Source organism: Priestia megaterium NBRC 15308 = ATCC 14581 (genome assembly GCF_000832985.1).
GTDB classification, from domain to species: Bacteria; Bacillota; Bacilli; order Bacillales; family Bacillaceae_H; genus Priestia; species Priestia megaterium.
Map to the genome: position 1 here is coordinate 3,170,609 of NZ_CP009920.1, position 14,736 is coordinate 3,185,344.

12 protein-coding genes are annotated in these 14,736 nt (G+C 39.4%); 11 read left to right on the plus strand and 1 reads right to left on the minus strand.

Annotation, left to right across the window (positions count from 1 at the left end; genetic code table 11):
- Nucleotides 1-115: 115 nt before the first annotated feature.
- Entirely contained in the window at nucleotides 116-1,078 is a 963-nt protein-coding gene (locus BG04_RS16700) for a bile acid:sodium symporter family protein (protein WP_013082056.1), read from the minus strand.
- A gap of 201 nt (nucleotides 1,079-1,279) precedes the next feature.
- Between BG04_RS16700 and BG04_RS16705 the strand changes: the two genes are divergently transcribed.
- From BG04_RS16705 to BG04_RS16750, 11 genes are all read left to right on the plus strand, one after another.
- Nucleotides 1,280-1,480 (plus strand): DUF3311 domain-containing protein, encoded by a 201-nt coding sequence (locus tag BG04_RS16705; RefSeq protein ID WP_013055761.1) that lies wholly within the window; start codon nucleotides 1,280-1,282, stop codon nucleotides 1,478-1,480.
- A complete protein-coding gene (locus tag BG04_RS16710) occupies nucleotides 1,477-2,940 on the plus strand; it encodes a sodium:solute symporter family protein (protein ID WP_034653915.1) in 1,464 nt (487 codons plus the stop codon). Before BG04_RS16705 ends, BG04_RS16710 begins: the two co-directional genes overlap by 4 nt.
- A gap of 85 nt (nucleotides 2,941-3,025) precedes the next feature.
- Entirely contained in the window at nucleotides 3,026-3,241 is a 216-nt protein-coding gene (locus BG04_RS29805) for a hypothetical protein (protein ID WP_080621529.1), read from the plus strand.
- Between the two features lie 558 nt (nucleotides 3,242-3,799).
- Complete coding sequence (locus BG04_RS16715; RefSeq protein ID WP_034653913.1) at nucleotides 3,800-5,107, plus strand: sensor histidine kinase; 1,308 nt, start codon at nucleotides 3,800-3,802, stop codon at nucleotides 5,105-5,107.
- 1 nt (nucleotide 5,108) lies between these two features.
- Nucleotides 5,109-6,032, plus strand: coding sequence for a response regulator (locus tag BG04_RS16720; RefSeq protein ID WP_034653912.1), 924 nt, complete (start codon nucleotides 5,109-5,111; stop codon nucleotides 6,030-6,032).
- Nucleotides 6,033-6,248: 216 nt separating this feature from the next.
- Nucleotides 6,249-7,520 (plus strand): cation:dicarboxylate symporter family transporter, encoded by a 1,272-nt coding sequence (locus tag BG04_RS16725; RefSeq protein WP_028407730.1) that lies wholly within the window; start codon nucleotides 6,249-6,251, stop codon nucleotides 7,518-7,520.
- Between the two features lie 336 nt (nucleotides 7,521-7,856).
- Entirely contained in the window at nucleotides 7,857-8,036 is a 180-nt protein-coding gene (locus BG04_RS16730; RefSeq protein ID WP_013055768.1) for a YfhD family protein, read from the plus strand.
- A gap of 495 nt (nucleotides 8,037-8,531) precedes the next feature.
- On the plus strand, nucleotides 8,532-8,996 hold the full coding sequence (locus tag BG04_RS16735) for a C40 family peptidase (RefSeq protein ID WP_016766438.1): 465 nt from the start codon (nucleotides 8,532-8,534) through the stop codon (nucleotides 8,994-8,996).
- 195 nt (nucleotides 8,997-9,191) lie between these two features.
- On the plus strand, nucleotides 9,192-10,067 hold the full coding sequence (locus BG04_RS16740; RefSeq protein ID WP_034653908.1) for an N-acetylmuramoyl-L-alanine amidase family protein: 876 nt from the start codon (nucleotides 9,192-9,194) through the stop codon (nucleotides 10,065-10,067).
- Nucleotides 10,068-10,283: 216 nt separating this feature from the next.
- The gene (locus tag BG04_RS16745; protein ID WP_034653906.1) at nucleotides 10,284-13,598 is read left to right on the plus strand and encodes an Ig-like domain-containing protein; all 3,315 of its coding nucleotides are present in this window, start codon (nucleotides 10,284-10,286) and stop codon (nucleotides 13,596-13,598) included.
- 183 nt (nucleotides 13,599-13,781) lie between these two features.
- Nucleotides 13,782-14,624 carry an aldo/keto reductase gene (locus tag BG04_RS16750; protein WP_016766441.1) on the plus strand — a complete coding sequence of 281 codons (843 nt, stop codon included), beginning with the start codon at nucleotides 13,782-13,784 and terminating at the stop codon, nucleotides 14,622-14,624.
- Nucleotides 14,625-14,736: the final 112 nt, after the last annotated feature.

A 14,736-nucleotide genomic window follows, 5' to 3' on the forward strand; every position in this document is an offset into this window, starting at 1 on the left:
GGCAAAAGCGCCATGTCTCTTTTTTCTATACCTAAGCGAATGCCGCCCCCCTTGCGGGGTTGGTGGCATTCGCCTAGGTAAAAGTTTTTTGTGCTTCCCTTATAGGTTTATTGTATTACCCAGCCATTTTTTTATCAGACGAAGGCTGGTTTTTGTCTTTTAGTTTGCTAAAGATAAAGGCAAGAACTGAGCCTGAGATGTTGTGCCAGACGCTGAAGATGGCACTTGGGACAGCGGCTAGCGGCGAAAAGTGAGTGGAAGCAATGGTGACGCCGAGCCCTGAGTTTTGCATGCCAACTTCCATTGCCACTGCTTTTTGTTTGGCTAGATCCATTCCGCATAAGCGGGCAAAGAAGAAGCCGATTGTGAAACCAAGAATGTTGTGAAGAACAACTACGGCAAAAATGATACCGCCTGTTTTAGCAAGCTGTGCTTGGCTTCCTGCCACAACGGCAGATACAATCAAGACAATCGCGACTACTGAAACAAGGGGAAGAGCTTTGGAACTTGCTTCTGCAGCTTTTCCAAAAAACTTTTTGATTGTAAATCCAAGAGCAAGGGGAATGATGACAACTTGTATAATGGAAATAATAAGAGACATGATATCAATATCGACCCACTTGCTTGCAAATAATAAAATAAGAAGCGGTGTAACAATCGGTGCTAAAATGGTTGAAACAGAAGCGATAGCAACTGCGAGCGCAACGTTTCCTCGAGCCAAAAAGACCATTACGTTTGATGATGTGCCGCTTGGACAGCAGCCTACTAAAATAACGCCCACTGCTATTTCTTTTGGTAAATCTAAGCCAATCGCCAAACCAAATGCGAGAAGCGGCATAATGATAAAATGTCCCACCACGCCTAGTGCTACTTCTTTCGGTCTTCGAAATACTTCGCTGAAATCAGATGCTGACAGCGTTAATCCCATTCCAAACATGACAATTCCTAAGAGCGGAACGATGTACTTTCCAATCCATACAAAATGCTCTGGGAATGAGTAGGCAATAACGGAAATTAAAATAACCCAAAGCGTAAATGTTTTTCCTGCAAATGTACTGATTTTCTCTATTGTTTTCATCTGTACGATACCTCCTGCGAACTATAAGAAGAAATTATACTATTTATTCAGAAAAATTAAAACAGTATTTTTGTAAAATAGTACAGAATATTTTATCTTTTGGAGATTATTTCAGCTTAAACGCAAGCATTCCTTCATTGAATACACGGAATATGTGATAATATAAAGAAGTTAGTTTTAGAAAGTCGGAGGAGTTTAGTCATGAAATTTATCTATATTTTGTCTGTCCTTCCGTTCGTAGGCATATTAGGTTTTCTCCCTTTTGTTAACCGAGTCACTCCGTTTGTTCTCGGTATGCCGTTCAATATGTTTTGGATGGTGATATGGGTGGTGCTTACGTCCATTATTTTAGGGGTTATGTACAAGCTTGATCCCAGAAATCGGGAAGGGGAAGAAGAATGAATAGTGCACTTATTATTATTTTACTATTTTTAGTGGCAGCTATTTTTCTTGGCATACGATCAACCAAAGGCAAGGATATGAACTTGGAGCAGTGGACGGTAGGCGGACGCGGTTTCGGGGCTGTTTTAGTGTTTGTGCTGATGGCCGGAGAAATCTATACAACATTTTCGTTTCTAGGCGGAAGCGGATGGGCTTATGGAAAAGGAGCTCCTGCACTTTATGTGTTAATTTATATTAGCTTATCATATGTCTTATCATACTGGCTTCTTCCTGTTATTTGGAAGTATGCAAGAGATCATAAGCTCGTCTCGCAGCCTGATTTTTTTGTAAGCAAATATAAAAGCCCTTACCTTGGTGTGCTTGTAGCTGCTGTAGGAGTGATTGCTGTCATTCCTGTTATCGTTGTGCAGTTAAAAGGATTGGGGATTATTGTATCACAAGCATCCTACGGTGCCATTTCAATGCCGGCAGCCATTTGGATGGGAGCTATCAGTTTAACGCTGTATGTTATGATATCCGGTATCCACGGTTCTGCATGGACGGCCGTTATTAAAGACATTATGATGCTTGCTGTAATTGGGTTTTTAGGCATTTATTTACCTTTTCATTATTACGGAGGATACGGGCCAATGTTTGAAGCGGTGAATACAGCGAAGCCGGGATTTTTAAAGTTTCCTGAGCAAGGATTAAGCGTCTCGTGGTTTATTTCGACCGTTATTTTACTAGTACTTGGGTTTTATATGTGGCCGCAGGTGTTTAGTTCAAGCTATACAGCGAAAAATGCAAAGGTATTTCGTAAAAATGCAATCATTAGTCCTCTTTATACGCTGATGCTGCTCTTTGTATTTTTTGTTGGATTTGCAGCTATTTTAAAAGTTCCTGGTTTAAGCGGAGGAGACGTGGATCTTGCCCTATTACGGATCTCAATCCAAACCTTTGATCCTTGGTTTATTGGAATTATAGGAGGAGCGGGTTTGCTGACAGCGCTTGTGCCGGGATCGATGCTGTTAATGAGTGCATCAACGCTGCTGGCTAAAAACATATACAAACCGTTTGCTCCTCAAGCAAGCGAAGGGCGTATTGCCCGTTTAGCGAAAAGCTTTGTACCCGTTGTGGCTCTCATTTCCGTTTACTTTACGCTAAACGGAGGAACGACGCTGTCAACAATTATTTTAATGGGCTATAGCCTAATGACACAGCTGTTTCCATCTCTGCTTTTCAGTTTGAAGAAAAATAACTTTGTAACGAAACAAGGAGCAGCGTGGGGGATTGTTGCTGGAATTATTGTAGTAGCCTATATTACAATCAGCGGATCTACTATTGGGACGTTATTTCCGTCACTGCCTCAGCAAATGAAGGATATCAATGTCGGATTTATTGCGCTGCTTGTCAACTTTATCGTAATGTGGGCAGTCAGTATGCTCACAAAGCAAAACGAAGCTGGGACAAAAGTATGTTAGACGAAGTGAAAAACGAACCATTAATCAACACGTTTGATTGGGGGTTCGTTTTTTTTGTTAGGTCAACGTTAGACCCTTCTAGCAGTTGATTGGAGGGCAAGACGAAGACTCCTGCGGGAAAAGCGGAACAGGTGAGACCCCACAGGAGCTCAAGCGACGAGGAGGCTCAGCGGCCGCCCGCGGAAAGCGAAGTCTTGCACGGAAATCAACTGCGGTGTCACAAGCAGTTCAGCTCATGTCTCCCGTTTGTTCGTCTTTCGATTGGATTCATCTCATTATGTTTCAGTCTCATTTTTTCTAATCAAACAGCAAAGAGCCAAAGGAATAGAATCATCCTTTGGCCCTTTACGTGGCTTTTAACCGATAATTTGTAAAATTTCCTACATCAACTGATTTACGCTAAAGCGGGAACTCGGTCGTTATAGTAAATAACTTCCGATAGGATCTTACACCCTTTAATCTCCTGAAATGTCTTTTTCGCCTCTACCTCTGATTCAAATTCAAACATAGTCGGACTTTGGTTTTTCGAGTAAACGGTAATGATCCACATTGTAAAATAAGCTCCCCCTATAAATAATAGTTTTCCTTTTTAGTGTAGCTATCAGGTGATGTAATAATAATTGAATAGTTGTGATACAGCCTCACATTTTAAAAGGTACTTCTACTATACAACAAAAATTACAAAATAAAACAAGAAAATCTAAAAAACTACAGAGAATAATGAAAGAGAATAAATAACTGTTTATATATGGGCTATATTTATAAATGGAAGTAGGAATGTAAAAAATATGGGGAAGAGCGATTGTCTTTTAGATTGCTAAACTATATACTTATGTTCAAAAAGTGCAGGAAGTGAACGATGAAAGTTGATACGGTAGTAAAAAAAGATGTTTTACTTATTCTGGTGATGATAGTCGTTGTGCCGCTAGCAGGAGAGCTTAAATATTATCCTTTTCATGATACGTATAGAGTTAGCTTTGCTGTGCCCATTTTTTTCTTTTCACTGCTGCTTTTAAGAAAGGTATCTCCTGTTATACCAGGTATTTTAGTTGCGAGTGCTATAGTGGGCTTTCGGATGTGGCTTGACTGGTATAGCTACGAATCATTTGATTTTCTGCATTCTTTGCAGATTAGGTGTTCAGCGGGGATTTATTATCTTGTTTATGCCATTGCTTTTTCTTGGTTTAAAATTAACGATTTTCATTCAAAGCCGTGGATTATTGGCATATGGAGCATCATCATCGAAACGGTTTCAGGCGGGATGGAATTGTTTTTTATGTATGTAATGGTTCATCATCATATTGTGTTTCCGGAGTTCATGCAGATTTTTATTGTAGGCGTCTTTCGAAGTTTCTTTGTTTTATGCCTATTTAGCATGATCAAACTTTACGAGGGGCAGCTGAGAGAACGACAAATCTCTCAAAAAAATGATCAGCTGCTTGTTGTGCTTTCAAATTTATATGAGGAATCCATTCATTTGAAAAAAACGCTGCAGGACGCTGAGAGAATTACGAAAAAGTCGTATGATTTGTATGAAGAATTACACGAAGCGGATACCCACCAGCTTACTTCACTGCACGATTTTAGCCAAAAAGCATTACAAATTGCAGGAGAAGTACATGATATTAAAAAAGACAACCAGCGGATATCAGCAGGGCTGTCCAAGGTCATTACAAAAGAAGAATTTTCTGAGTATATGGAAATCGAAAGTCTGCTTCAAATCGTGATGCGCAGCAACGAAAAATATGCGGCGATGTTAGCAAAAGATATTCATTTTTCATATTCGATTTTAGGAGAGCATCCTCGCTATCATGTGTACTTGTTTTTATCATTAATTAATAACCTAGTAACGAATGCGGTCGAAGCGATTGAAAAAGAAGGCGCGATTATTATCGACGTATGTCGAGAAGAAGACCGCATTTTATTGTATGTAAGAGACAGCGGTCCCGGAGTGAAAAAAAGGCATGAACGTCTTATTTTTAAAGCGGGATTTACATCCAAATATGCAAAGGACGGAACGCCTTCTACGGGTCTTGGGCTTGTCTACGTTAAGCAAATGACCGAGCAGCTGGGAGGGAATATTCAATTTGTTAATCTGTCTCCAAGCCCCGGTGTTCAATTTGCTATAGATTTACCTATTTCTACGTTAATGGGGGATAAGGACTAATATGCGATTTTATATCATAGATGATGACGAAGTCTTTCGTTCAATGTTAGCCGAAATTATTGAAGATAATGATCTAGGGGAGGTTATAGGAGAAGGAGAAGACGGGATCGTGTTAAATGATCAAGTTTCTTTATTGCAGCAGATCGATATTTTATTTATTGATTTATTAATGCCGATTCAAGACGGAATCGAAACCGTGCGCAAAATAAAGGATAGTTTTAAAGGGAAAATTATTATGATGTCACAGGTAGAAACGAAAGATTTGATTGGAAAAGCCTACTCGCTTGGCATTGAATACTATATCACGAAGCCGCTTAATCGTATGGAAGTGCTCATGGTCATTCAAAAAGTAATTGAACGAATTCATGTTCAACAATCAATGGAGAAAATTCAAGAATCGTTAAATACCGTACTTAATGTAGGAAATCAGCAAAAAACGCCTTCTTTTGGTAAAAAAGAAAGCGATCCGGCAGAGGCGTGCAGGTTTCTTTTAAGAGAACTTGGGATTTTAGGGGAAAGCGGAAGTAAAGATTTGATTGAAATCATCAATTACTTGCATCAAACGGAAAAAAGCACGATGTATGAACAGCATTTTCCTTCTCTCAAAGAAATTTTTGAGAAAATTACCGTGAGAAAGCTTGGTTCATCTTTTTCAGAAGACGTGCTGCAAAAAGAAATGAAAGCAGCTGAGCAGCGAGTAAGAAGAGCTATTTATCAGTCTTTAAATCATTTGACCTCTCTTGGCATGGTTGACTTCTTTAATCCTAAATTTGAAAATTATGCTTCTAAGTTTTTCGATTTTTCAATGGTGCATCAGCGCATGAGAGATATAGAAAAAGGCACGGGAAAAAGCAGCACTCCGAGTCGTATAAACGTAAAAAAATTTATCCAAATGCTCTATTATGAAGTTAAACAAACGCTGTAGTAAAAAAATACAGCGTTTTCATTTTGTAATTTTCTAAAAACTTTTTTGTTAGTTTCAGTAGGTTTTTGTTAGATTTTGTGATGCCTATGATAATGTAATCTTATGAATAAAAGAACTACTTAATAAACAGTTCTTAATGGAATTGTATCTGTTGAATACATTAAGTGCAAATAAACAGCTTTGAGCTGTTAGAAAAAAGAAGGAAGGTGCAAAGATATGTTCAAAAAGCTTGGATTAGCAGGACAAATTTTAATTGGTTTGATTGCAGGTATTATTGTAGGGGCTATTTTTTACGGAAATCCTAAAGCAGTTGAAGTGCTGCAGCCAATTGGAGACGTATTCATTCATTTAATTAAAATGATCGTGGTGCCGATTGTTATATCTAGTATCATTGTGGGCGTTGCGGGTGTTGGTGATATTAAGAAGCTTGGTAAATTAGGCGGAAAAACAATTCTTTACTTTGAAATCATTACAACGGTTGCTATTGTTGTAGGCTTATTAGCAGCTAACTTGCTTCACCCTGGTACTGGTGTGGACCGCAGCGGTCTTGAAAAATCAGATATCAGCAGCTACACATCAACGGCAGAAGCTACAGAGCAAAAAGGATTTGTAGAAACATTTGTTCACATCGTTCCAACGAATGTATTTGAGTCAATTGCTGCAGGCGACATGCTGCCAATTATTTTCTTCTCGGTCCTATTTGGACTTGGAATTGCATCAATCGGTGAAAAAGGCAAGCCGGTTTTAAGATTTTTTGAAGGCACGGCAGAAGCGATGTTTTGGGTAACGAATTTAGTTATGAAGTTTGCACCGTTTGGCGTATTTGCATTAATCGGTGTAACGGTATCAAAATTTGGACTAGCGTCTCTGATTCCGCTTAGTAAGCTTGTAATTGTTGCTTACGGCACAATGATTTTCTTTGTATTAGTTGTGCTAGGACTTGTAGCTAAATGGGCTGGCGTTAACATCTTCCACTTATTAAAAGTGCTAAAAGATGAATTGCTATTAGCATTTTCAACTGCAAGTTCAGAAACAGTATTACCGCGTATTATTGCGAAAATGGAAAAGTTCGGATGTCCTAAAGCCATTACATCTTTTGTTATTCCGACGGGATATTCATTTAACTTAGACGGATCTACTCTTTATCAAGCGCTTGCTGCGATTTTTATCGCGCAAATGTACGGTATTGATATGAGCATCACACAGCAAATTTCACTGATATTAATTTTAATGGTTACATCTAAAGGAATTGCAGGAGTTCCGGGCGTATCGTTTGTTGTACTGCTTGCAACGCTTGGATCTGTAGGACTTCCGGTAGAAGGGCTTGCATTTATCGCTGGAATCGATCGTTTGTTAGATATGGGACGTACAGCGGTAAACGTAATTGGAAACTCACTTGGTGCGATTGTCATTTCGAAGTGGGAAGGTCAATTTAACGATAAAGACAAGGAAGCTTATATTAACGAAGTAACAAAAAAAGTATCGTAACAACAAAGAGTCTGGGACAAAAACATTGTAGTTGAAGAAAGATCCGAATGATTATTCGTTCGGATTTTTTTATATTGATGTAGATTTTATCTGTGCAGTTGCTTCTAGTTGTTGATTGGAGAACAAGGCGAAGATTCCCGCGGAAAGCGAAATTTTGTATGGAAATCAAAGCCCGTGCAACAAGTGGTCCATATCAGCTCATTTATCCAATTTATCCGGCTTTAGATGGGATTTATTTAGTTATGTCTTAATCTTTTTTCGGTTGAATTTGCTTTGGGAAATTGGGAATAGTAACTAAAGATGAAAAACAAATGATTGATACAAGGAGGTCTCAACATGGGAAGAGCAAATAATCACAAATCATCACATAACAACAAAGGGTCACTGCCTCAAACACCAAAAGAGTTAAAAATTGCTCCAGATCAAGCAAATGAAGAATTTTCACGTGAATTAGCGCAGCATCATGATGCTAAAGCGAAACAGGACTTAATTTTGAAACAGCAAAAAGAAAAGTAAAAGAAAAAGAGCTTGGACAAAAGTGTTTTAATCGAAGGAAAATCCGAACGATGAATGGAGAACCCAACTCGTTCGGATTTTTTCATTGTGATTGTGAACGTAGTTTTCGTTTATGTAGTTGCTTCTAGTGGTTGATTGAAGGGCAAGACGAAGACTCCTGCGGGAAAAGCGGAATAGGTGAGACCCCCCAGGAGCGTACGCGACGAGGAGGCTCAGCGCCCGCCCGCGGAAAGCGAAGTCTTGCACGGAAATCAACTGCCGAGTAACAAGCGATTCATACTAGCTCATTTATTCGTCTGTAAATTGGATTGACTTAGGTATGTCTCAACCTCTTTTATACATATCTAAAGATAAAAATTCCTAAGTAACCATTTTGTAACATTATTTAATCATAGCGTAATAGTTTTTGAGGCTTTTTTCATTATAATTAAACCGAACATATTGAAAAATAAGTTCATAGAAACGTAACGTTCGGTTACATAATGGAGGAGAAAAATGAAAAAAGCCATCATTGGGTCTATAACGGCAGCGGCAGTCTTATTTAGCGGAGCCAGTCCGTTTATTGCACCTGCTCAAACAGTAGAAGCAGCGTCATATTCATACAAGGACACGGCTATTGCTACTGGTAAGAAATTAATGGGTGTTCCTTATAAATGGGGAGGCACAACAACAAAAGGTTTTGACTGCTCGGGATTTATTCAATACATTTTCAAAAAAGCTGGAAAAACACTTCCGCGCACAACGGAACAAATGTATCGAGTAGGGACAAGCGTTTCAAAAGCAAAGCTTCAAAAAGGAGATTTAGTTTTCTTTCAAACGTATAAAAAAGGTCCTTCACATGTAGGCGTGTACTTAGGAAATAATCAGTTTCTTCAAGCTTCTACATCTAAAGGCGTGACGATTACATCTCTTAGCAACAGCTACTGGAAAGCACGTTATATTGGTGCAAAACGGATTTAACCATCCGTCATTTTTTTGGAAAACAACACTACGTTATGTAGTGTTGTTTTTGTTTGCATATACATAACATATTGCCGATATTATTTTTAACGTTTTATACAAAAAAATCCATATTCTATGAGATAATAACGTTAACACATTTTGTACTTTAACATAAGGAATATCCCACTCTATTCGAAAGTCTGGTGAGCGAAGATGAAGCGCTTAGTATGGAGTTATGGAATAGGTATTGTTGCAATAGTAGCAGTACTCTCATTTTTCTTTATGATGAAAGGTCAAACAGAGAAAGCCGTCGTTAGCGGAAATGTACCAAAAGCTCATGCGCAGGGAGAAAGAGTGAAGCAGCCGATCTCACAGTTCCAAGCAGTACAGCCTCATGAAGCAGGTAATGAAGTGAAAAATGTAAAAAACAACATGCCTGAAAAAGCGGATCCTCCTTCTTTTTTAGTCTACATTGACCCTGGTCATCAATCTCAAGCTAACCTGGAGAAAGAGCCAATCGGACCGGGATCAGCAGAAACAAAAATAAAGGTTTCCGGAGGCACATCAGGCGTAGTGACCAAGAAGCCGGAATACAAGCTGACGTTGGAAGCTTCTATGATATTAAAACAGCTGCTCGAAGAAAAAGGAATAACCGTAAAGCTTACTCGAAGTTCTGATAATGTAGATATCAGCAACCGGGAACGAGCGGAGCTTGCGAATAATTCAAAAGCTGATCTGCACGTACGTATCCATGCAGATGGTTCTGAAAATACTTCTGTAAAAGGATTTTCTGTGCTCACTCCTACAGAAGATAATTCCTATACGAAGTCTATTTACCAAAGCAGTTTACAGGCATCTCAAGCTATTCTGACAGAGGTGAAAAAAGATCAGTTTGTCGAAGTGGACGGCATTCGCTATCGCAGTGATCTTTCAGGATTTAACTGGTCGACTGTACCCGTAACGCTAGTTGAACTGGGGTATATGACGAATCCAGAAGAAGACCGGAACCTGTCTGATCAGGCTTACCTTACAAAGCTGATGAATCATGTTGCAGACGGTATCGTGGCATATGAAGAATTGAAAAAATAAAGGGTGAAAAGACCTATAAAAACGTGTGACTAAATCATTTGATTTATGTCACACGTTTTTTTGTCGTTCATATGATATAAAGAAGCGTTTTTTCGACAAAAAAATGGACGAGCAGAAAAGAAAACTAGGTAAAATGCTTTAATTTTTATAGAACTGTGTCGATATAACGAGTGATATTAAAATGCGTTAGGCAGTATATGAAAATGGGGGAACAAGATGAGAAAGTTAACGGCATTTGCTTTAGTACTAAGCGTACTGCTGTTTCAATTCACGCCGCTTGCTAGCGTGAAAGCTGAAACGGTAGAACCAGTTGTGTCTGTAAAATTAGTAAACTATTTAGGAGATCATCATGCAATTACAATTAAGCCGTCTTATTTATACACTATTAAAAACTCGGATTTGGTCTTAAATGCAAATACAGAGTATACGGTAACAGCAACAACTCAAGGTGTCACTTTAAAACAAGGAAGCACTGTCTTAGGTGAATTTACAAGCTTTGAAATTACACCGTCTCTTTATAAAAATCCCGTATCTATTAACGGCAGACAGTACTTAGGGGACGTTGCGTTTACAAATGAAAAAGGAACGTACGTCAGACCTGTTAATACGCTCCCGATTGAAGACTATTTAAAAGGCGTTGTGCCAAATGAAGTCTATACATCTTGGAATCTGCAAGCCTTAAAAACTCAGGCGGTAGCAGCAAGAACATACGCAATGAGCTATGCAGGAAAAGTAATCAATGACACGGTAAGCTATCAAGTGTACGGTGGCTATACGTGGTACGACAGTACAAACCAAGCAGTAGATCAGACATTCGGACAAGTAGTCACCTACAACAATAAATTAATCAACGCCGTGTTCTCATCAAGCAACGGCGGAAGAACCGAATCAAACAGCAACGCTTGGGGAGGAACTCAGCTTTCTTATTTCCCGGTGAAAGAAGATCCATACGATAAGCAGACACCGTGGACGTTAGCTATTCAAAAAACGCAAATTGATTTAACAGGAAAAGATTTAGCTAACTATAGCGCTTGGTGGAATACGGTTTCTGAAAAAGATAAAACCGTTACGGATAATTTGAAGTCATGGTTAGTAGCCAATAAGCATCCTGGTAAAACCATTAAAATTACGTCTATTCCAAAGGTGAGCTTTTATGCTCCTTCATCAGGAGGCCGTGTGACGAAAGGTGCAATTACAGTGGACTACCTCGTTAAAGGAGATGTAGACAGTTCGCAAAAACTAGTGGTTCATCATTTGGAATTAAAGGATTTAACATCGACGAAGCTAAAATCGATGTTAAACAGCCGTGCGATGCTTAGTCTGCTTGTAACGGAAACAAATGAAACAAGCACATCAACAACTTTTAATGGTAAAGGAAATGGACACGGTGTTGGAATGAGTCAATACGGTGCTCAAAAAATGGCAAGCATAGGAAAAGACTATCGTGAAATTTTAGATTTTTATTATCCAACCACTACTCTTTTAAGTTTTTATACAACTAAATATCCGCGAAAAGAGCAGGAGCAAGAAGCACCAAAAGATACGGTTGCGCCTGATGCACCTTCAGTTAATGCACTAGGAGACAATCAAACATCGCTTACGGGCGTGACAGAACCAAATGCTTCTGTTATTGCAAAAGTGGAAAATGAAGTAATTGGAACAGGTCTTGCTGACGAAGCTGGAAAATTTGCAATTACGATTGCCAAGCAGCCAGCAGATACAAAAGTATCGGTAACGTCTAAAGATGCAGCTGAAAATGAAAGCACGGCCACAGTAGTGACCGTAACCGATCAAACGCCGCCTTCTGTTCCAATTGTAAATGAAGTAAGTGACCAAGATACGACCGTAACAGGCGTAACAGAAGCAAACGCCGCCGTGACGGTAAAAGCAGGCGATGCAACGTTCTCTGCAGTAGCGGATGGTAACGGTACATTTACTGTTTCAATTCCAGTACAAATAGGTGGAACAACAATAGCGGTAAGTGCAAAAGATAAAGCAGGAAACGAAAGTCAAGCTCCTTCTTTTGCGGTTAAATCTACGTTAAAAGCACCGCTTGCACCAAAAGTAAATGCAGTAAGTGATCAAGACACAATGATCAAAGGAACGGCTGAAGCAAATGCGACGGTTATCATTAAAAACGGAAGTCTTCAGCTTGCAGCAGGCAATGCAGATGCCAAAGGAAATTACAGCATCTCAATTGCAAAACAAAAAGCAGGAAGCACGCTGTCTGTAACGGCTCAAAATGCAGGGGGAACAAGTTCAGCCACTGCGGTAACCGTACAGGATAAAACGGCACCAGCTGCGCCAAAAGTAAACGCAGTAAGTGATCAAGATACAAAAGTTACAGGTACAGCAGAAGCAAATGCGACGGTTACTGTAAAAGTGGGAACAACAACTGTGGGAACGACTAAAGCAGGTGCAAACGGAGCGTTTTCTGTTGCCATTTCTCTGCAAAAAGCGAATACAAAGCTAAGCGTACAAGCAAAAGATGTAGCAGGAAATAGCAGTACTGTATCGACTATAACCGTTACAGCAAAGCAAAAAGCTCCGGTAAAACCGACAGTTAATGAAGTGAGTGATCGAAGTACAGCCGTTACGGGTACAGCAGAAGCAAACGCGACGGTTATCATTAAAAACGGAAGTCTTCAGCTTGCAGCTGGTAAAGCGGATGCTAAAGGAACATACAGCATCTCGATTGCAAAACAAAAAGCAGGAAGCAAACTGTCTGTAACGGCTGGAAACACAGCGGGGGTAAGTCCAGCTGTAACCGTAATCGTGCAGGATAAAACAGCACCCGTTACACCAAAAGTAAACGCTGTAAGCAATCAAGATACAGTCGTAATAGGAAGCACAGAAGCGGGCGCAGAAGTGCATGTGAAAATTGACAAAAAAGTAATTGGCAAAGGAAATGCAAAATCGGATGGAACGTTCAGCATCACCATTCCAAAGCAGCCTGCTGCTACAAAATTAGCTGTTATTGCAAAAGATGCAGCCAATAACTACAGCTCCAATGCGTTTGTAACAGTTAGTGCCGCGCAGACAAAACCAGCACTTCCAACCGTTAATACGCTTACTGAAAAAAGTACAGCGGTAACGGGAACAGGAGAAAAAAATGCGTCTATTTATATTAAAGTAGGCGGAAAAATTATTGCGAGTGGAAAAATTGATGGAAACGGCAAGTTCAGCGTGAAAATTCCTGCTCAAAAAGCAGGAACAGAAGTAACGGCCGTGCTGCAAAATAAAGTAGGGTACAGCCCGTATAAAATTGTAAAAGTGCAAGACACAACCCCGCCGGCACCTCCGGCAGTGAATGCCGTTACGTCTTTGTCCACCTTTATCTCTGGAAAAACGGAAGCGAATGCCGTGGTTACGATTAAAAGTGGTACAAAGCTGATCGCATCGGGCAAAGCAGATAGCAAAGGACAGTTTAAAGTCACTATTCCAAAACAAAAAGCAGGCGTAAAGCTGGCTGTGACGGCAAAAGATGCCGCTGGAAATACAAGTTCAGCAGTCAATATAAACGTTAAATAAAAACAAAAAAGAATTCTCTGCGGAGGATTCTTTTTTTAGGGATTTTTAAGTGGGATAGAAGGTTACTAAAAAGTTACCTTAGAACTTTGAAGTGCCTAACTTACTTTAAAGTGGGTTCTATCTTTTTCTTTTTTTCTGTTTCATAATAACAAATGTAAAGAAATTAGCAGGGGGTTTTTTATAATGAGTAATCATTTGCAAGATACAGTAACACTTCATAACGGAGTCAAAATGCCGTGGTTTGGATTAGGTGTATTTAAAGTAGAAGAAGGGCCTGAATTAGTGAACGCGGTGAAAACAGCTATCGTCAAAGGCTACCGCAGCATCGATACGGCAGCTATTTATGGAAACGAAGAAGGTGTAGGGGAAGGAATTCGCCAAGGTCTAAAAGAAGCAGGTCTTTCACGCGAAGACATTTTTGTTACATCAAAAGTTTGGAACGCAGATTTAGGCTATGAAGAGACGCTGGCTGCTTACGAAACAAGCTTACAAAAGCTTGGCTTAGAATATTTGGATCTATACTTAATTCACTGGCCGGTAGAAGGTAAGTATAAAGCAGCGTGGAAAGCATTAGAAACGCTTTATAAAGAAGAAAAAGTAAGAGCTGTAGGTGTAAGTAATTTTCAAATTCATCATTTAGAAGACTTAATGAAAGATACAGACGTTAAGCCTGTTATTAACCAAGTTGAGTATCATCCTCGTTTGACGCAAAAAGAGCTGCATGCTTTTTGTCAAAAACACGATATTCAGCTAGAAGCATGGTCTCCGCTTATGCAAGGAGAATTGCTAGATAACGATGTGTTAAAAGAAATTGCTGAAAAACACGGTAAATCAGTTGCTCAAATCATTCTGCGATGGGATCTGCAAAACGGAGTTGTAACGATTCCAAAATCAACAAAAGAGCACCGTATTGTTGAAAATTCATCTGTGTTTGATTTTGAATTGGATGCTGAAGATGTAAGCAAAATTGATGGATTAAATCAAAATCACCGAGTAGGTCCAGATCCGGACAATTTTGATTTTTAATAGAAGAACTAATAGGCTGGGACAAAAGTATTTTAGCCCAAGTGAAAAACGAACCATTGATCAACTAGTTTGATGAGTGGTTCGTTTTTTTTAGGGTGAATACAGCTTCATC